The following is a 19,082-nucleotide window of genomic DNA, read 5'->3' as shown; positions in this document are numbered from 1 at the left end:
TCTATCGGGCCAGCCGCGAGCCGTACCAACCGCGAAGGGGCAGGGGAGTCATCACTCTCCTGCCCCTTCGGCTTTCTGGATTTTCCGAAGCGCTGTGAAGGCGTCTATTTGTCCGCCTTGCCCGCCGCATCGGCAAGTTTGGCCAGCTGTTTGTCATACCAGGCCACCGGACGGTTTTCATCTTCCGCCCGCTCCTTGCGCCGGATGGCATTGCGTACCGCCATGGCGCCAAGCCAGCGAAACGGCTCGGGCGGAAAATAGCCGCGCGGGCCGCTGACCAGCGCGCAGTCGCGCCACGGCTTGTCCGCTTCCCGCACCTCATCGCGTACCAAAGCCGCCAGTACTTGACCGCCCATCCAGCTCTGCGCCACCCCGTTGCCGGAGTAGCCGAGGCCATAGACGATATTGGGCTGCCCTCGCCAGTGGCCGAAGAAGGGGAGGCCATCCACCGAGCGGTCGGAGGCGCCGCACCAGCTGGCAGCGATGGGCACCTCTTTGAGCGCCGGAAAGAAGCGGCGCAGGGTGCGGGTAAGGGGGGCAAGATAACGGCTCGGCGCATCAAACTCGGCCAGATGGCGGTTGGCAAAGGCGAAGGTGTTGCCCCCCTTGCCCAGCATCAGCCGCCCTTGCGCGGTGGTGCGGTAGTAATGCACAAAGGTGCGGCCATCCACCACGGAGCGGCCGTGCGCAAGCTGCTGGGCAGCCAGTGCATCCGGCGCGGGGTCGGTTATCACCATATCGGAGGAGACCAGTACGATACTGCGGCGAAACTCGCGAAAGTGCTGCACCATGGCGCTGTTGAGGGCCAGCACCACCTTGCGGGCACACACCTCACCTTGCGGTGTTTGCACCCGTGCAGGCTGGCACGCCTCAAGGCGCTGCATGGGGGAGTGCTCATAGACCTCGACCCCCAGCTCCCGCGCCACCCGCAGCAGGCCGCGCACCAACAGCGCCGGTTGCACCGAACCGGCGTGGGGGCTGTAGAGCCCCTCCAGATGAACGTGGGAGCCGCTCTGGCTCGCCAGTTCACCCTCTGCAATCGCCTGCCACTGGTTAAGGTCGGCTCGCTGTAGCTCCCGTAATACCGGCTCCATCAGGCCGCGCTGCGCCTCGCTGGTGGCGGTGTAGCAGGTGCCCTCGACCCTCAGCTCCGCCTCAATGTTGTGCGTTTCGCAGAAGCGGGCGATCTCGTGCACCGCCTGCTCGGATCTTTGTACCAGCCAGGCGGCCTGCTCTTCGCCAAAGAGGCGCTTTAAGGTCAGGTATTTGGCCGACCAGGTGAGCAAACAGCCGCCGTTGCGCCCGGAGGCGCCGCTGCCGCAGCGATCTTTCTCCAGCACCATGATGCGCAAGTGTGGCTCGGCCTGTTTAAGGGCGATGGCGCTCCACAGCCCGGTAAAGCCGCCGCCGACGATGCAGACATCGGCCTCGTGGATGCCGTGAAGTGGCGTGGGGGGCGCGGGCTGTTCGGCGGCGAGCGCTTCGGCCAGCCAGAAGGGGAGAGTGGACATGATGACTCCTCGATAAGGTTATTGATGGCGCCAGCGCTGGGTGCGATCCAGCAGGGCGCGGCTCAAAAAGAGCTGGAGCAGCTTGACGGTGGCGGCGGCCAGCAGGATCAGGGTGGCCATGGCGGCGGCCGCGGCGGTGTCGCCGGAATCTTCCATATTGAGCACGGCAATGGAGGCGAGCACGCTGTCGCTCGAATAGAGGAAGATCACCGCCGAGGTGGTGGTCATGGCGTTGACGAACAGATAGATGAAGATCTCCAGCAGCGCGGGCAGGGAGGCGGGCAGCGTCACTCGCCAGAACGCCTTCCAGAGCGGAATGCGCAATGAGATGGCCACCAGCTCCAGCTCCTTGGGCAGCTGCTTGAGGCTGGTCAGCGCTGTCATATGGCCCACGGTGTAGTAGTGGATGACGCAGGAGAGCACCATTAGTGGCAGGGTGCCGTAGAGGCCGCCAAAGAGCGGATTGCCGTTGAAAAAGAAGATGTAGCCGAGCCCCAGCACCATGCCGGGTACCGCCAGCGACAGCATGGCGAGCAGATGCAGCAGCTGGCGCAGCGGCGCGAAGTGGCGTCCCTTCTCCTGCACCCAGGCCAGCACCATCACCAGCACGGTGCCGATCAGCGCGGTATAGAGGCCCAGCTGCAAGGTGTTGGTAAAGGGCTGCCAGCCATAGACGCTGTTGCTGTCAAAGGCGTAGTGATCCAGCGTCAGAGCGAGGTTGTAGGGCCAGAACTGCACCAGGGAGCCGTAAACGGCCATCCCCACCAGCGCCAGAAACAGCAGGGCCCAGAGGGTACACCAGCCGAGCGCCAGCAGATCCCGCAGCCGATGGGGCTTGGGTTGATAGGGCACCGCCTTGGTGCTGCTCTGCTCCTGCATCTTGCTGCGCACTCTGTGCTCCAGGGCAAAGCTCAACAGTGCCGGCAGCAGCAGGGTGACGCTGGCAACGGCGCCCAGCGAGAAGTTCTGCATCCCGATCACCTGCCGGTAGATGTCGGTAGCCAGCACGCTGTACTGGCCGCCAATCACCTTGGCCACCCCGAAGTCGCAGATGGTGAGGGTGAAGACCGCGATGGCTGCGCTGAGCAGGCCATAACGGGCGGTGGGCAGGGTGACGGTGACAAAGGTGCGCCAGCCGCTGCTGCCGAGCACCCGGGAGGCTTCATAGAGGCGGGTGTCGCTCTGACCGAGCGCCGTGATAAGGATCATCAGGGCGTGAGGGAAGCACCAGAAGCCCAGACCGATGACGATGCCGATGGGGCCGTAGATGCTCTCGCCGCCGAGCAGCCCCTTGGCGACCCCCTGATTGCCAAACCAGTAGACCAGACTGATGGCGGGCAGCAGGGAGGGCATCAACAGCGGGATCAAACCGATGAGGCGAAACAGGGGCTTGCCCGGCATGCAGGTGCGGGTGAGGGCATAGGCGTAGCCAAAGGCGATGGTCACCACCAGCGTGGTGATGAGCGAAGAGGTACAGGCCGGATTGGCGGAGGATAGCCGCTACTTTCTCCATCAGGCGCTCTCCACCCCCTGTTTGGATCTGATTGAGCGCGCGCAGGGGAGCTGGCTGACCAGTGTATCGGGCAAACAGTATCTCGATTTCCACGGCAACAGCGTCCATCAGCTGGGCCACGGTCATCCTAACGTGGTGGCCGCGGTGCAACAGCAACTCGCCGATCTGCCGTTTGCGCCCCGCCGCTACACCCATCAGGTCGCCATCGACTGCGCCCGCACCCTGGCCGAACTGGCCCCCGGCGATCTCAACCGGGTGCTGTTCGCCCCCGGTGGCAGCGAGGTAGTGGGGATTGCCCTGAAGCTTGCCCGTTTCATCACCGGCAACAGCAAGGTGGTATCCCTGTGGGATGCCTTTCACGGCGCCTCCCTCGATGCCATCTCGGTCGGCGGCGAGGCCTGTTTTCGCGCCGGCATGGGCCCCTTGATGGCCGGTGTGGAGCGCATTCCGCCGCCCACCCGCTATCGCGGTGTCTGGTATCGCGGGGAGGGGGATGACCTGCACTATGCCGATTATCTGGAGTACGTCATCGAGAAGGAGGGAGGGATCGGCGCCTTTATCGCCGAGCCCATCCGCAACACCGATGTGCAGGTGCCCTCAAGGGCCTACTGGCAGCGGGTGCGGGAGATCTGCGATCGCCACAAGGTGCTGCTGATTGTCGACGAGATCCCGAATGCCTTGGGGCGCTCCGGCCACTGGTTCAGCTTTGAAGAATTCGGCATCGAGCCCGACATCATCTGTCTGGGCAAGGGGTTGGGGGGCGGGATGGTGCCGTTTGCGGCGCTCATCACCCGGGATCGTTTCAACCAGGCGGCAGCCATCTCGCTCGGTCACTACACCCACGAGAAGAGCCCCATTGGCTGCGCGGCGGCCCTCGCCACCATCGCTACCATCCGAGAAGAGGGGTTGCTAGCCAAGGTGCGGGAGGATGGTCGCTTTATGGAGCGCGAACTGGCAGCGCTTGCCGAACGCCACCCGCTGATCGGGCAGGTGCGCGGCATAGGTTTGCTCTGGGCGCTCGATCTGGTGGTCGATCACCAGAGTCGCACCCGCAACAGCCAGGCCGCCGAGCGACTGCTCTACCGCTGTCTTGAGCTGGGGCTCAGCTTCAAGGTCTCCCAGGGCAATGTCATCCAGCTCTCGCCGCCGCTCAATATCGCTCGCGCCGATCTGGTGCGCGCCATCGCCATTCTCGATCGCGCCCTCGGCGAGATCGCCCTTTCACCGAAACAGGAAGATCACCATGACTGACTTGCAGATTGCCGCAGACCCGACCACCGACGTAGAGGCGCTGATCCTCGACTGGGCTGGCACCGTCGTCGATTTCGGCTCCTTCGCCCCCACCTCCATCTTCGTGGAGGCCTTCGCCCGCACCTATGACTTTGCAGTGACTCTGGATGAGGCGCGCCAGCCCATGGGGTTGGGCAAGTGGGATCATATCGCCGCGCTCGGCCGTCTGCCCTCGGTGGATGCGCGCTGGCAGGCCCGCTTCGGCCACCCCATGAGCCACGCCGAGGTGGACCACCTCTATCACACCTTTATGCCGCTGCAGATTGCCGCCGTGACCCGCTTTGCCGCACCCATTCCCGGGGTACTGCCGGTGCTGGAGGCACTGCGGGGCCAGGGGCTGCGCATCGGCTCCTGCTCCGGTTACCCCCGTCCGGTGATGGAAGCGCTGGTACCTGCTGCGGCCGATCACGGTTATCGCCCGGATCACTGGGTCGCCACTGACGATCTCAAGGCTGGTGGTCGCCCCGGCCCCTGGATGGCGCTGGCCAACGTGATTGCGCTGGGAGTGAGCGCCGTGCATCGTTGCATCAAGGTAGATGACGCCGTGCCGGGTATCAGCGAAGGGTTGAACGCGGGCATGTGGACGGTGGGATTGTCGGTCTCCGGCAACGAGTTTGGCGCCACCTGGGACGAGTTTGCCGCCATGAGCGAGACGGAGATCGCCGCCCGGCGCGTACCGGCCGAGGCCAAACTGCGGGCGGCGGGGGCGCACTACATCATCGACACCCTGGCGGATATCGCCCCGGTCATCGCCGATATCAATCGCCGTCTGACTGCGGGTGGGCGGCCCTGAACAAGGCGGGATGAGAGGAGGGGAGAGCCGGCCTTGCCGGCAGGTTCAGGCCGATGTCCCCTGACTATCAGGCATAAAAAAACCGGCGCCTGGGCGCCGGTTTTTGTTCACCGAGACGCTATTACAGAGAAGCGGTGAAGGTACGGGTGATGACGTCTTGCTGTTGCTCCTTGGTCAAGGAGTTGAAGCGAACGGCATAACCGGATACGCGGATGGTCAACTGCGGATATTTCTCCGGGTTTTCCATGGCGTCCAGCAGCATTTCACGGTTCATCACGTTGACGTTCAGGTGCTGACCACCTTCCAGGTTGGCTTCATGGTGGAAGTAACCATCCATCAGGCCGGCCAGGTTGGCTTTCTGGGCTTCCATGTCTTTGCCCAGCGCGTTCGGCACGATGGAGAAGGTATAGGAGATACCATCTTTGGCGTAGGCGAACGGCAGCTTGGCGACGGACGTCAGGGAAGCAACGGCACCCTTCTGGTCACGACCGTGCATCGGGTTGGCACCCGGGCCGAACGGCGCACCGGCGCGACGACCATCCGGGGTGTTACCGGTCTTCTTGCCGTACACCACGTTGGAGGTGATGGTCAGCACGGACTGGGTAGCCACGGCACCGCGGTAGGTGTTGAGCTTCTGAATCTTCTTCATGAAGCGCTCGACCAGGTCGCAGGCGATGTCATCGACGCGAGCGTCGTTGTTGCCGAACTGCGGGTACTCGCCTTCGATTTCGAAGTCGATGGAGACGCCATCGGCATCACGTACCGGCTTGACCTTGGCGTACTTGATGGCAGACAGGGAGTCAGCGGCTACGGACAGACCGGCGATACCACAGGCCATGGTGCGATAGACGTCACGGTCGTGCAGCGCCATCAGGGAGGCTTCGTAGCTGTACTTGTCGTGCATGTAGTGGATGATGTTCAGGGCGGCGACATACTGCTTGGCCAGCCAGTCCATGAAGTGATCCAGTCTGTCCATCACGTCGTTGTAGTCGAGGTACTCGGAGGTGACCATTTCGGTCTTAGGACCGACCTGGATCTTGAGCTTCTCGTCCATACCGCCGTTGATTGCATACAGCATGGTCTTGGCCAGGTTGGCACGGGCACCGAAGAACTGCATCTGTTTGCCGACGATCATCGGAGACACACAGCAAGCGATGGCGTAGTCATCGTTGTTGAAGTCCGGACGCATCAGGTCGTCGTTCTCGTACTGAACGGAAGAGGTCTCGATGGATACCTTGGCGCAGTACTTCTTGAAACCGACCGGCAGCTTCTCGGACCACAGGATGGTCAGGTTCGGCTCAGGGGACGGGCCCATGGTGTACAGGGTGTTCAGCATACGGAAGCTGTTCTTGGTGACCAGGGTACGGCCATCAACGCCCATACCGGCCAGGGTCTCGGTGGCCCACATCGGGTCGCCGGAGAACAGTGAATCGTATTCCGGGGTACGCAGGAAGCGAACCATACGCAGCTTCATGACCATGTGGTCCATCAGCTCCTGGGCTTCTTGCTCGGTGATCAGGCCTTTTTGCAGGTCACGCTCGATGTAGATGTCCAGGAAGCTGGAGGTACGACCGAAGGACATGGCCGCGCCGTTCTGGGACTTGACCGCCGCCAGGTAGGCGAAGTAGGTCCACTGGACGGCTTCTTTGGCGGTCTTGGCCGGTACGGAGATGTCGCAGCCATATTTGGCAGCCATCACCTTCATCTGGGCCAGGGCACGGTGCTGCTCGGAGATCTCTTCGCGCAGACGGATGGTGGCTTCCAGGTTGACACCGTTTTCCAGGTCAGCCTGCAGGGACTTGAACTGGGCCAGTTTGTCGGCCATCAGGAAGTCGATACCGTACAGGGCAACACGACGGTAGTCACCGATGATACGGCCACGGCCGTAGGCATCCGGCAGACCGGTGATGACGCCGGACTTGCGGCAGTTCAGGATGTCTTTGGTGTAGACGTCGAACACGCCCTGGTTGTGAGTCTTGCGGTACTCGGTGAAGATCTTCTCGACCATGGGGTCAAGCTGACGACCGTACACTTCGCAAGAGGTCTTGACCATCTTGATACCGCCGTTGGCGATGATGGCGCGCTTGAGCGGCTTGTCGGTCTGCAGACCAACGATTTGCTCCAGGCTCTGGTCGATATAGCCGGCATCGTGAGCGGTAATGGTGGAGGGCAGGTCGGTATCAAAATCGACCGGCGCGTGAGTGCGGTTCTCGATCTTGATGCCTTCCATGACCTTGTCCCACAGCTTGGTGGTGGCTTCGGTCGCGCCAGCCAGGAAGGACTCGTCACCTTCATACGGGGTGTAGTTCTTCTGGATGAAGTCACGGGTGTTGACAGAGGTCTGCCATTCACCGGCTGCGAAGCCTTCCCATGCTTTTTGGAACTGTTCGTTAAGTTCTGCCATTTTCATTACCTCTCAAGGTATTTATGTGTCTGCCGCCATCCTTAATGATGGCGACGGAAGATAAACCAGTAAGTCAGCCCAACCATGACGCCACCACCAATGATATTACCTATGGTGACAGGAATGAGGTTGTGCAGGACGAAGTTGGATACGGTCAGGTCGGCAAAGGTTGCCGGATCCTGGCCGATGGCCTGCCAGAATTCCGGGCTCGCGACGCTGTGGATGGCGATACCGACCGGGATCATAAACATGTTTGCGATGCTGTGCTCGAAACCTGAGGCCACGAACATGGCGACGGGGAGCAACATCACCATCACCTTGTCGGTGGCGCTGCGGGCGCCGAAGGCCATCCACACGGCGAGACACACCATGAGGTTGCAGAGGATGCCAAGGGCCACGGCCTCGAAGAAGGTGTGATGGATCTTGTGCTGGGCCACTTTCATGGCGTTCAGCCCCCACTGACCATCCGCTGCCATGTATTGTGCCGACATGATGATGAGGCCGACGATGATGAGACCGCCGATGAGGTTGCCGAAGTAGACCAGTCCCCAGTTCTTGAGCAGCTGGGCCCAGCTGATGCGATTCGCCGCCTTGGCTACCAGGGTGAGGGTAGTGGAGGTGAACAGTTCGGCGCCGAGCAGGACGCAGAGGATGAGACCGAGGGAGAAGCAGATGCCGCCCACCAGCTTGGACATGCCCCAGGCCATGCCGCTTGAGCCCGTGGTGACGGTGATATAGAAGACGAAGGCGATGGCGATGAAGGCGCCAGCGGTGATGGCCAGGGGAATGACCTTGTATGCGGGCTTGGTGGCCTTGGCATAGGTAATGTCTTCGGCCAGGGCGGCGATGGCTTCGGGCTTCAGACAATCAAAGGGAGATTCTGCTTTCAATTCTCAGTACCTGCATATTTTGCCTGTGGAAATCATAACAAAGGGGCTGATCCCCAAAATTGACTCCGATCAAGAATTACAGATTGTGAATGTAATTTTACTACAGGATTTTTCGCCATCCGGAAGCGTTTCTTTACACCAGGTTTCAGGTGAAACAGAAATGAGTCTGTTATTAATTTTATGATTTTTAAGAACTTATAAAGGACACCCTTAAAAAAGTACCGGCAAGGCACCTGTGCAGCCGCACTGCACCATGAGTGCCAAATTAACAACCCCCTAAGAGGTATTTTTTGTCTTTTATTTCATCTTTGTGGCACGGCCAGCCAAAGCGTAGACCATAAAACAGAAGGGGCCATAAGGCCCCTTCGTCACGCTAGCATATCAGTTCCAGGTATGGATTCGTTTGGCTTTTTGCAATTTCTCGTAAGCGGCCAGCAGTTTCTGGTGCAGCGGGAACTGGGAGAGGGAGAGATCGGCGGCTTCCAGACCGTGGAAGCGCGCCTCGCCGCGGGCGTTGGCCCACGCCTGCGCCAGGGTCTCTTCCCCGAACATGCGGGCGAACACCGGGCGGTACTGCTCGGGGTCGCGGTCCTCGTCGAGGAAAAGCTCGACGCAGGCGCGCAGGGCACGGTAGTAAGCGGCGCGATCTGCCGGGAACACCGACTGGTTGAACTCCATGGTCCAGTCGATGAGGTCGAGGGCGCTCTCCAGGTCACCAGCGGCCAGCGCCAGCATGGCTTTGAGCTCACCGACGCGCAGGGTGTGCAGGGCAGTGCCCTTGGCGGCGGCGATGCCGAGCAGCTCGCGTACCCGGGTCCGCTCGTCGTGACCCTCTTCATCCAACTGGTCGAACAGGGCCATGTACTGCTCTGCGTCCCACTCGAGCGCCGGCAGCGCCAGGATGGTTTCCCGCAGGTGGGCCCCCATGGTGTTGTTGGCCAGCAGCAGATCTTCCACCGGATAGATGTCGGACATACCGGGCACCAGGATGCGGCAGGCGTAGACACCCAGGTGCTCATAGTCGGCGATGTAGACCGGCTGCTCCAGCTCGTGGAAGATGCCGATCAGGTGGTCGAACTCCTCTTGCGAGGTGCCACGGAAGTCCCAGTCGGCAAACTCGAAGTCGGACTCTTCCTTGAACAGATCCCAGCTGATGAGGCCGGAGGAGTCGATGAAGTGGGTCTCCAGGTTGTGGTGATCCGCCACCTGCTCGTTGTCGAACGACGGCGGCACGAAGACGTCCAGATCCTTGAGACTGCGCCCTTGCAGCAGTTCGGTGACGGTACGCTCGAAGGCGACCTCGAAGCGCGGGTGGGCGCCGAAGGAGGCAAAGCAGGTGCCGTTGCTCGGGTTGAGCAGCACCACGCAGATGACCGGATAACGGCCGCCGAGGGAGGCATCGAAGCTGTAGATGGGGAAGCCTTCGGCCTCCAGTGCATCGATGGAGGCCTTGATGCCCGGGTAACGGGCGATGACCTCGCCCGGGATCTGGGGCAGGCTGATGGCCTCGGCGATGATCTTGTTCTTCACGTGGCGCTCGAACACCTCCGACAACCCCTGGGTGCGGGCCTCGGTGCGGGTGTTGCCGGCACTCATGCCGTTGGAAACATACAGGTTGCCGACGATGTTCATCGGGATGTAGACGGTCTGGTGGTCGGACTGACGCTCGAAGGGCAGGGCGACGATGCCGCGCTCCTCGTTGCCGGACTGCAGGTCCACCAACATGTCGGCGGTCACTTCCCCGTCCGGGTTGTAGAACTTGCGGGTGAAGGAGTCGAGCAGACCAGTGGGAAGCTGATCCCCCTCGATAGGGAACCACTTCTCGTTCGGGTAGTGGACGAAGTCGCCATTGGCGACCTGCTCGCCCAGGTAGAAATCGGCGAAGAAGTAGTTGGTGGAGAGACGCTCGAAATACTCGCCAAGGGCGGAGGCGAGCGCCGCCTTCTTGCTGGCACCCTTGCCGTTGGTGAAGCAGAGGGCGCACTCCTTGTCCCGGATGTGCACGGACCAGACGTTGGGCACGGGGTTGAGCCAGGAGGCCTCTTCGATATCAAACCCCAGGGCTTGCAGCTTGGTCTGGAAGCGTTCGATGGAGTCTTCCAGCGCTGCGTCCTTGCCGGGAATAAAAGTGTGGTCGGTCATCACAATGTCCTGATTTTATGGGCTCATGTTTGGACGCAGATAATAGCATGAGTGACGGGGAAAGCGGCCAGGGCAATGGTGTGGGCTTGCCCAGGGCTGCATTGGAGGGGCGGGGTGTGGTAGTGGGACCGGGCGGTGCGCTGCGGGGCGGCGATTTTTCATGGGAAAGAGGGTTGGGTCATCAGTTTTACTTAACATAATTAAGATAAAGTAAATTTTATTATGACCCTGTGCCCTTCATCATGGCGTCAACCGTTGGCGGGGGAAGGAAAAGAGGGGAGCGCCCGTGCCCGTTCCGCCCCCCCGTCTTGATGAACCTTGACCAGGAGTGCTGAATGTTCCCGATGATCCCCCGTATAGACCCCGAGATAGCCAGGTTGGCGCCGGGCTTTTGTGCCCTCAGCATCGTGGTGGAAGCCGCCCCCGTGATTGACACTCTGGTGGGGGAGCGGGCCCTGGCCCGGGCATGTGCGGCCCTTGGCACCGACGAGGCCCCCTGGGCCCTTGAACATCTGGCCGCCTGGGATCAGGTATTCAAGGGGTTTGGCGCCAAGCCTGCCCGCACGCCCTGCTCGGCCCAGGCACTGCGCAAGCGGGTGCTGCGCGATGGCGTCTTGCCTGCCATCGATCCCGTTGTCGATCTCTACAACGCCATCAGCATCGAGTATGCCATTCCCGTGGGCGGGGAGGATCTGGCGGCCTATGTGGGAGCGCCGCGCCTGGTGATTGCCGATGGCAGCGAATGCTTTGACACCCTCAAAGAAGGGCTGCCAACCCAGGAGGCACCGGCTCCCGGAGAGGTGGTGTGGCGGGACGATCTCGGCGTCACCTGTCGCCGCTGGAACTGGCGCCAGGGGATCCGCACTCGCCTGAGCCTCTCTTCCCCCCGGATGTGGTTCATTCTGGAGTGTCTGCCGCCGATGCCGCGCACAGCCTTGTGGGAGGCCGGCGACAGGCTGATTGCCGGTCTCACGCAGATGATGCCTGGGGCCCGCATCGAGCAGACGCTGGTGGAGTGATTGAAGGAGCAGACGAAAAGATAAAAGGAGGCGCCCCATGCTCGCCCGGGCGGTCATGGGGAGGATCTTGCTCGCCATGCCACGTCTGTGCCGCCCGCCTTTAGCCACCGCCTGCGAACACATCAGCAAGCAGAGGAACACGGCAACACGCCGGGCTGACATCGTCCCCTGGAGCTTGCCACGTCGGGGCCGGTGTACCCGGCCCTTTCAGCGCGCCTAACCGATGAATTTCAGACCCAGGATCCCGCCGATGATCAGCAGCAGGCAGAGCACTCGGGCCAGGGTGGCCGGTTCGTTGAACAGCCAGATCCCCATCAGCACGGTGCCTACCGCGCCGATGCCGGTCCAGACCGCGTAGGCGGTGCCAAGGGGCAGCTGTTTGACCGCCATGGCGAGCAGCAGCACGCTCACGGCCATGGCGATCAGGGTCAGCAGGGTGGGGAGGGGACGGCTGAAACCGTCGGTGTATTTGAGGCCGATGGCCCAGGCGACCTCGAACAGGCCGGCCAACAGCAATAGCAACCAAGACATAAGGCAGATTCCGCAGGAGGCAGGGTCGTCCCTGCGTATCAGGAGGCCTCGGGGCCGTCCCCGAGGGGCAGCGGGGCTGCCGGTCGGTCTCAATGATGCCCCAAGTGGAGGCTGGATGCCAACCGGCTGCCCGCAGGTCGGCCAGGCCGACGGATATTGCAGCGAATGGCACAGAATATTGCGCAATTCGACTTGCGCCCGCCGTCACAATCCGTAATGTGGACAGACGCATTTTTTGCAACTCATATATTGTGAATCCCTTGTAAACGGCTGGCGCCAAGGCAGGGGGTCACGGGTACCACACACGATTTCTATAAGCAGCTATCCAGGGTAGGACATTATGAAAAAAGTAGGTTTGGTCGGTTGGCGTGGCATGGTGGGTTCGGTCTTGATGAGCCGGATGCAGGAAGAGAAGGATTTTGCCCGCATTCAACCCACCTTCTTCACCACCTCCCAGGCCGGTGAGGCCGCCCCCAATTTTGGCGTCGATGCCGGCACCCTGCAGGACGCCTTCGATCTCGAGGCGCTGGCCGAACAGGACGTCATCATCACCGCCCAGGGCGGCGACTACACCAAGGATGTCTATCCGCGCCTGAAAGCCGCCGGCTGGCAGGGCTACTGGATTGATGCCGCCTCCTCCCTGCGCATGGAGAAGGACGCGGTCATCATCCTGGATCCGGTCAACGGCGACGTCATCGAAGATGCCCTGAACAACGGCATCAAGACCTTCGTTGGCGGCAACTGCACCGTCAGCCTGATGCTGCTGGCCCTGGGTGGCCTGTTCAAGGCCGATCTGGTGGAGTGGGTGAGCGTGGCCACCTATCAGGCGGCCTCCGGTGGTGGTGCCCGCCACATGCGCGAGCTGGTCACCCAGATGGGCATGCTGCGGGATGAAGTGGCGGTGGAGCTGGCGGATCCCGCCTCCGCCATCCTCGACATCGAGCGCAAGATCACCGAGAAGACCCGCTCCGGCACCCTGCCGGTGGACAATTTCGGTGTGCCGCTGGCCGGTGGCCTCATTCCCTGGATCGACACCAAGCTCGACAACGGCCAGAGCCGTGAAGAGTGGAAGGGCCAGGCCGAGACCAACAAGATCCTGGGTATCGAAAACGCCGCTATCCCGGTGGATGGTCTGTGCGTGCGGATCGGGGCCCTGCGCTGCCACAGCCAGGCCTTCACCATCAAGCTGAAAAAAGATGTGCCGCTGGCCGAGATCGAAGCCCTGCTGGCTGCCCACAACGACTGGGTCAAGGTGATCCCCAACGATCGCGACATCACCGCCCGCGAGCTGACCCCGGCTGCCGTTACTGGCACCCTCAGCATCCCGGTGGGTCGTCTGCGCAAGCTCAATATGGGTCCGGAGTACCTGGCCGCCTTTACCGTGGGTGACCAGTTGCTGTGGGGCGCCGCCGAGCCGCTGCGTCGCATGCTGAACATCCTGCTGGCCCGCTGAGGTAGCTGCAGCAGGGAACAGGGAAGGCCTGGCCTTTCTTGTTCCCCTCTTCGTGCCTGTCCATAAAAAAGCGGCATCCCTTGGGATGCCGCTTTTTAATTTATCCAGTTTGACTCTTAGATGTTCTGTGCTTCGTTTGGCACGATGACAGAGGCATGATTTCCTTTCGGCCCCTGCTGCAGTTCAAAGTTGACTGCCTGACCTGCTTTCAAGGTCTTGTAACCTTCCATTTGAATCGTGGAGTAGTGAGCGAAGATGTCTTCACCACCGCCTTCCGGACAGATAAACCCAAATCCTTTTGCGTTGTTGAACCACTTGACTGTTCCGGTTGCCATACATCTACATCCTTTTATTGATTACCCTGAAGTCGTTGAGTAACCTGCGCCAGCCTTATATAACTAGGGCATGACCCCGTAGCAGACGGGCGCCGATTAGCAAGTAACCAATCTAGTCCAACTTTTAAGCGAGTCAAGAAGTTGTTAACAACCGATGTGATCTGGTTAACAAGTCTATTGACAATCTTGAGCGACACGGTAGTAATCTAGAGGTACCAAAGCGCAACTATGAGCAAGCAGAAAGAACTCTTTGCTAATGAAGAGATTGCAGAGGCAGAGAAAACGAAGCTGCAACCGCCACCCATGTACAAGGTCGTCCTGAACAACGACGACTACACACCGATGGAGTTCGTGGTGGAGGTGCTGCAAAGGTTCTTTGGTATGGATCTGGAGAAGGCCACTCAGGTGATGCTGAGCGTGCATTATAGTGGTAAGGGAGTCTGCGGCACATTTACCGCCGAGATTGCCGAGACCAAAGTGGTCCAGGTCAACACCTATTCACGTAACAACGAACATCCACTGCTATGTACCATGGAAAAGGCTTGAATCTGATGACTTGATGGCGATAACGACACCGCATTGTTGCTGTACTGAGGGGAGGTGCCTATGTTGAACAAAGATCTAGAAAAGACGCTGAACGAGGCTTTCAAACTGGCCCGTGACGAGCGCCACGAATTCATGACCGTCGAGCACCTGTTGTTGGCCCTGCTGGATAACAGCTCAGCCCATGAGGCGCTGAGTTCATGTGGTGCGGATGTGGAACAGATGCGCAAAGAGATCCGCGCCTTCATCAATCAAACGACTCCGCTCATCCCCCGTGACGACGAAGACAGGGAAACCCAGCCGACGCTGGGCTTCCAGCGCGTGCTGCAACGTGCCGTCTTCCATGTCCAGTCGTCCGGCAATACCGAGGTGAGTGGTGCCAATGTCCTGGTTGCCATCTTCAGCGAACAAGAGTCCCAGGCCGCCTATTTCCTGAAAAAAGCCGAAATAAGCCGCCTGGATGTGGTGAACTTCCTGTCCCACGGGGTGCGCAAGGACAACAAGCCCGAGAGTGGTGGCAACAATGCGGAATCTGATGACGAGGTATCCTCTGCCCAGATAGAAAGCTTTGCCACCAACCTCAACCAGCTGGTGCTGGAGGGGCGTATCGATCCGCTCATCGGCCGTGATCAGGAGCTCAATCGCACCATTCAGGTATTGTGCCGCCGCCGCAAGAACAACCCCTTGCTGGTCGGGGAAGCCGGTGTGGGCAAGACCGCCATCGCCGAAGGGCTTGCCTACCGTATCGTCAAGGGGGATGTGCCCGAGGTGATTGCGGGTAGCACCATCTACTCCCTGGACATGGGCTCCCTGCTGGCGGGCACCAAGTATCGTGGTGACTTTGAGAAGCGCCTCAAGGTGCTGCTCAAGCAGATTGAACGTCAGGAGGGGGCCATCCTCTTCATCGACGAGATCCACACCATCATTGGCGCTGGTGCTGCTTCCGGTGGCCAGCTGGATGCGGCCAACCTCATCAAGCCGCTGCTCTCCAATGGTTTGCTGCGCTGCGTGGGCTCCACCACCTACCAGGAATATGCCCAGATCTTCGAGAAGGACAGGGCTCTGGCTCGTCGCTTCCAGAAGATCGACATCGTCGAGCCCACAGTAGACGACACCACTCGCATTCTGATGGGACTCAAGAGCCGTTATGAGTCTCACCATGGCGTGCGTTATACCGTCAAGGCGATCCGGGCGGCGGTGGAGCTCTCCGCCAAGTACATCAATGATCGCCATCTGCCTGACAAGGCCATCGACGTCATCGACGAAGCGGGGGCAGGGCAACGCCTCTTGCCCGTCAGCAAGCGCAAGAAGGTGATCAATGTGCCGGAAATCGAAGCCATTGTTGCCAAGATTGCCCGTATTCCCGAGAAATCTGTCTCCTCCTCCGACAAGGAAGTGCTGAAGAACCTGGAGCGTAATCTCAAGATGGTGGTGTTCGGGCAGGACAAGGCCATCGAGGTGCTGACCGATGCCATTCGGTTGTCACGTTCAGGGCTTGGCAACGAACGTCGACCTGTGGGCTGCTTCCTGTTTGCCGGCCCGACCGGGGTGGGCAAGACCGAAGTGACCCAGCAACTGGGCAAGGCGCTCGGGGTCGAGGTATTGCGATTTGACATGTCGGAATACATGGAACGCCATACCGTGTCCCGGTTGATCGGGGCTCCTCCCGGTTACGTGGGATTCGAGCAGGGAGGGCTGTTGACCGACTCCGTCCTCAAGCATCCGCACTCCGTCGTGCTGCTTGACGAGATCGAGAAGGCGCACCCGGATGTCTTCAACCTGCTGCTGCAGGTGATGGACAACGGTACCCTGACGGACAACAACGGGCGCAAGGCAGATTTTCGCAATGTGATCCTGGTGATGACCACCAACGCAGGGGTTCAGGAGACCCAGCGCAAGTCCATCGGTTTCCAGCAGCAGGACATGAGCCACGATGCCATGGCGGTGATCAACAAGACGTTCAGTCCGGAGTTCCGCAACCGGCTCGATCACACCATCTGGTTCAACCATCTCGACATGAGAGTGATCCATCAGGTGGTCGACAAGTTCATCGTCGAGTTGCAGGTTCAGCTGGATGCCAAGGGCGTTTCACTGGAGGTGTCTGAAGAGGCGCGCCACTGGTTGGCAGAGAAAGGGTATGACAGGGCAATGGGGGCAAGACCCATGGGCCGGGTCATTCAGGAGCACCTCAAGAAGCCCCTGGCCAACGAGATCCTGTTCGGTTCCCTGGTCGATGGCGGCATCGTGAAGGTCGAGCTGGTGAACAACAGCCTCAGCTTTGATTTTCAGGTCAACGTTGAAGCTGTCTCTCACTGACTGTGAGCAAGGCCGGAAATGACAAAAAACCCCAACCGAGAGGCTGGGGTTTTTTGCTGAATTCCTGGCTTAGCGAGAGCGGAAAACAATACGTCCCTTGGAGAGATCGTACGGAGTCAGAGCCACCGTTACTTTGTCGCCAGTCAGGATACGGATGTAGTTTTTGCGCATCTTGCCGGAAATATGAGCGATAACCACGTGACCATTTTCCAGTTCCACACGGAACATGGTATTGGGCAAGGTTTCGAGAATGGTACCCTGCATCTCAATACTGTCTTCTTTAGCCATTGAATCCTCTTGATAAGCCACAACAAAAAACCGCTGGATCATGCCGGATTTAAGGCTATGTGTAAAGTTTACTCGGGCTTGGTGTCGATTTTTTTCCATTCGCCCTGTACCAGCAGCTCATGGGGCAGGTATTGGCGCTTGTAATTCATCTTGCGGCACTCCTCCACCAGATACCCCAGATAGAGCCACTGACGACCGGTACGTCTGGCCAGTTCCAACTGGCTCAGGATGGCGAAGGTGCCGAGCGACCGGTCGGCATAGTCGGGGTCGAAGAAGGTGTACATGGCGCTCAGAGAGTGGGGAAGCAGGTCCGTGGTGGCCACGCCGATGAGGCGTCCCTCCTTGCGCATCTCCAGATAGAGGGGGGGCATCCAGTCGCAGTGCAGGAACCCCTTGTATTGGGTCCGGCTCGGTGGATACATGCTGCCATCCCTATGGCGCTCACGGATATAGCGTTCATAGAGCTGGTAATACTCGGGCTTGTCGTCATAGCTCAGCACGAGTTCGAGATCTCGGTTCAACTGGCGGATGCGTTTCTGCCCACGGCTCGGGGTGAAGCGTTCACTGTGTATGCGCAAGGATTGGCAGGCGCTGCAGGCGGGGCAGTGAGGACGATAGATGTCGTTGCCACTGCGCCGGAATCCTGCCGTCAGCAGCCGTTCGTACCCGGCGGCGTTGAGCAATTCATGGTCCATCAGGACCAGCAACTGCTCCTGCTCGTGACCGAGGTAGCTGCACGGGTGCCTGGGGGTCAGCCCGACCTTGAGGATCACTTCTTCACTCATAGGCTGACTCTCCTCGGTTGCCAGCATCCCTCTTGCAACGGTTGCCGGGTCAGGGTGGCCAGGGTGGTCAGAAAGCGCTGCCTTGGCCACTCCTGGACGCCCAGCGTGGCCAGAAAGTCGTTTTGCATCTGGCAGTCGATGAGGGCACCGCCGTGCCCTGCAAAGTGGCGACAGAGGGCCACCATGGCCAGTTTGGCGCCATTGTCGATGCGGCTGAACATGGATTCACCACAAAAGAGTCGACCCAGGGAGAGACCATAGAGGCCTGCCTGCAACTGATCATCCTGCCAGATCTCGATGGAGTGGGCATGACCGAGGCGATGAAGGCGCCGATAGGCGTCGATCATGGGGGCACTTATCCAGGTGCCGCTGGCGGTGCGACGGGGGGCGGCGCAGGCTGCAATGACGTCATCAAAGGCGCGATTGATGTAAATCTCGAAGGGGGTGCGGCGCAAACACTTCTGCAGGCTGCGGCCGATGTGGAGTTCCTCGGGCACGATGACTCCCCTGGGATCCGGTGACCACCACAGCAGTGGCTGATGGGGTTCATTCCACGGAAAGATCCCGCTGTGGTAAGCTGCCAGCAACCGAGTGGGGGAGAGATCTCCCCCAATCGCGAGCAGCCCGTTGGGCTCTTCCAGCGCATGGCTGGGGGAGGGAAACCAGCACAGCTCATCATCCAGTTCGGTAAGATAGCGAGACATAAGGCAGAGGTTCATAGATGAAGGCCATTATCCTGATAGTATCCAGCTTGCTTGGCTTTGTCACGGCACCGGCCTGGAGTGCGGTGTATGAACGCAACACGGCGCGTCCGGTGGAGCAGGTGGTCTTCGGCCAGGTGGATGCGGTGCGCAACATCACCCAGCGCCAGATGGTGGAATCAGAGCATTCCGGCTGGAAAACTCTGGGAGGGGCCGTGCTTGGCGGGCTGCTCGGCAACCAGTTTGGCGGTGGGCACGGGCGGGAGATTGCCACTGCGGTCGGGGCACTGGCGGGAGCGGCGGCGGTGCAGCAGTTTCAGTCAGGGGGCAGCGTGGTGGAGAACAAGCTGGTGGAGCTGCTGATCCGCAACGAGCAGAATGGGCTCATCAACGTGATCCAGGATTACGATCCGGCCATGGTCTTTGCGCAGGGCGACAAGGTACGCATCCTCTATTTCAACGATGGAGTGCGGGTCGACAAGACCTATTGAACGGTGAAGAAGGGATTGACCCGGCGGCCGCCACACAAGGGGCGCCGGGCGGTACTACACGGAGTGTCTCTGCTGAT

15 protein-coding genes and 2 pseudogenes are annotated in these 19,082 nt (G+C 60.3%); 7 read left to right on the top strand and 10 right to left on the bottom strand.

Annotation, left to right across the window (positions count from 1 at the left end; translation table 11 throughout):
- Nucleotides 1-104: 104 nt before the first annotated feature.
- A complete protein-coding gene (locus tag PG883_RS01175; RefSeq protein ID WP_210600472.1) occupies nt 105-1,511 on the bottom strand; it encodes an FAD-dependent oxidoreductase in 1,407 nt (468 codons plus the stop codon).
- An 18-nt stretch (nt 1,512-1,529) separates the two neighbouring features.
- Nucleotides 1,530-2,975: pseudogene (locus tag PG883_RS01170) on the bottom strand (putative 2-aminoethylphosphonate ABC transporter permease subunit); the annotation flags it as partial.
- Between PG883_RS01170 and PG883_RS01165 the strand changes: the two are divergent.
- Nucleotides 2,974-4,275 (top strand): annotated as a pseudogene (locus PG883_RS01165) (aspartate aminotransferase family protein); the annotation flags it as partial. The pseudogenes PG883_RS01170 and PG883_RS01165 sit on opposite strands and share 2 nt — an antisense overlap.
- The gene (gene phnX, locus PG883_RS01160) at nt 4,268-5,107 is read left to right on the top strand and encodes a phosphonoacetaldehyde hydrolase (RefSeq protein ID WP_270806864.1); all 840 of its coding nucleotides are present in this window, start codon (nt 4,268-4,270) and stop codon (nt 5,105-5,107) included. The pseudogene PG883_RS01165 and the gene phnX, both read left to right, overlap by 8 nt.
- A gap of 121 nt (nt 5,108-5,228) precedes the next feature.
- Here phnX and pflB read toward each other — a convergent pair whose 3' ends face one another.
- The 3 genes from pflB to ycaO form a co-directional block, all read right to left on the bottom strand.
- Nucleotides 5,229-7,511, bottom strand: coding sequence for a formate C-acetyltransferase (pflB, locus tag PG883_RS01155; RefSeq protein WP_010674504.1), 2,283 nt, complete (start codon nt 7,509-7,511; stop codon nt 5,229-5,231).
- Between the two features lie 41 nt (nt 7,512-7,552).
- Complete coding sequence (gene focA / locus PG883_RS01150) at nt 7,553-8,401, bottom strand: formate transporter FocA (RefSeq protein WP_113070380.1); 849 nt, start codon at nt 8,399-8,401, stop codon at nt 7,553-7,555.
- A 381-nt stretch (nt 8,402-8,782) separates the two neighbouring features.
- Complete coding sequence (gene ycaO / locus PG883_RS01145; RefSeq protein WP_103260004.1) at nt 8,783-10,543, bottom strand: 30S ribosomal protein S12 methylthiotransferase accessory factor YcaO; 1,761 nt, start codon at nt 10,541-10,543, stop codon at nt 8,783-8,785.
- Nucleotides 10,544-10,878: 335 nt separating this feature from the next.
- On the opposite strand from ycaO, the gene PG883_RS01140 reads away from it, so the two are divergent.
- The gene (locus tag PG883_RS01140; RefSeq protein WP_039039002.1) at nt 10,879-11,562 is read left to right on the top strand and encodes a B3/B4 domain-containing protein; all 684 of its coding nucleotides are present in this window, start codon (nt 10,879-10,881) and stop codon (nt 11,560-11,562) included.
- A 216-nt stretch (nt 11,563-11,778) separates the two neighbouring features.
- On the opposite strand, the gene sugE is transcribed toward PG883_RS01140, so the two are convergent.
- Nucleotides 11,779-12,093: a quaternary ammonium compound efflux SMR transporter SugE gene (gene sugE, locus PG883_RS01135; RefSeq protein WP_041211362.1), complete on the bottom strand. Its 315-nt coding sequence runs from the start codon at nt 12,091-12,093 to the stop codon at nt 11,779-11,781.
- 340 nt (nt 12,094-12,433) lie between these two features.
- Between sugE and asd the strand changes: the two genes are divergently transcribed.
- Nucleotides 12,434-13,546 carry an aspartate-semialdehyde dehydrogenase gene (asd, locus tag PG883_RS01130; RefSeq protein ID WP_270806863.1) on the top strand — a complete coding sequence of 371 codons (1,113 nt, stop codon included), beginning with the start codon at nt 12,434-12,436 and terminating at the stop codon, nt 13,544-13,546.
- 116 nt (nt 13,547-13,662) lie between these two features.
- Here asd and cspD read toward each other — a convergent pair whose 3' ends face one another.
- The gene (cspD, locus tag PG883_RS01125) at nt 13,663-13,881 is read right to left on the bottom strand and encodes a cold shock-like protein CspD (RefSeq protein ID WP_010674510.1); all 219 of its coding nucleotides are present in this window, start codon (nt 13,879-13,881) and stop codon (nt 13,663-13,665) included.
- Nucleotides 13,882-14,109: 228 nt separating this feature from the next.
- On the opposite strand from cspD, the gene clpS reads away from it, so the two are divergent.
- Together clpS and clpA are read left to right on the top strand one after the other, a co-directional pair.
- Nucleotides 14,110-14,427, top strand: a complete 318-nt coding sequence (gene clpS, locus PG883_RS01120; protein ID WP_005325410.1) for an ATP-dependent Clp protease adapter ClpS — start codon at nt 14,110-14,112, stop codon at nt 14,425-14,427.
- Nucleotides 14,428-14,487: 60 nt separating this feature from the next.
- Nucleotides 14,488-16,740 (top strand): ATP-dependent Clp protease ATP-binding subunit ClpA, encoded by a 2,253-nt coding sequence (clpA, locus tag PG883_RS01115; RefSeq protein ID WP_128273140.1) that lies wholly within the window; start codon nt 14,488-14,490, stop codon nt 16,738-16,740.
- A gap of 69 nt (nt 16,741-16,809) precedes the next feature.
- On the opposite strand, the gene infA is transcribed toward clpA, so the two are convergent.
- The 3 genes from infA to aat form a co-directional block, all read right to left on the bottom strand.
- The gene (infA, locus tag PG883_RS01110) at nt 16,810-17,028 is read right to left on the bottom strand and encodes a translation initiation factor IF-1 (protein WP_005300033.1); all 219 of its coding nucleotides are present in this window, start codon (nt 17,026-17,028) and stop codon (nt 16,810-16,812) included.
- A 68-nt stretch (nt 17,029-17,096) separates the two neighbouring features.
- Nucleotides 17,097-17,813 carry an arginyltransferase gene (locus PG883_RS01105; protein WP_010674512.1) on the bottom strand — a complete coding sequence of 239 codons (717 nt, stop codon included), beginning with the start codon at nt 17,811-17,813 and terminating at the stop codon, nt 17,097-17,099.
- A complete protein-coding gene (gene aat, locus PG883_RS01100; protein WP_270806862.1) occupies nt 17,810-18,517 on the bottom strand; it encodes a leucyl/phenylalanyl-tRNA--protein transferase in 708 nt (235 codons plus the stop codon). Before aat ends, PG883_RS01105 begins: the two co-directional genes overlap by 4 nt.
- A 17-nt stretch (nt 18,518-18,534) precedes the next feature.
- On the opposite strand from aat, the gene PG883_RS01095 reads away from it, so the two are divergent.
- Nucleotides 18,535-19,005: a glycine zipper 2TM domain-containing protein gene (locus PG883_RS01095; protein ID WP_010674514.1), complete on the top strand. Its 471-nt coding sequence runs from the start codon at nt 18,535-18,537 to the stop codon at nt 19,003-19,005.
- The last annotated feature ends 77 nt before the right edge of the window (nt 19,006-19,082 follow it).

It is taken from the genome of Aeromonas sp. QDB25 (genome assembly GCF_027707725.1).
Lineage (GTDB): Bacteria > Pseudomonadota > Gammaproteobacteria > Enterobacterales > Aeromonadaceae > Aeromonas > Aeromonas caviae.
This window is presented reverse-complemented; position numbering and strand designations above follow the sequence as displayed.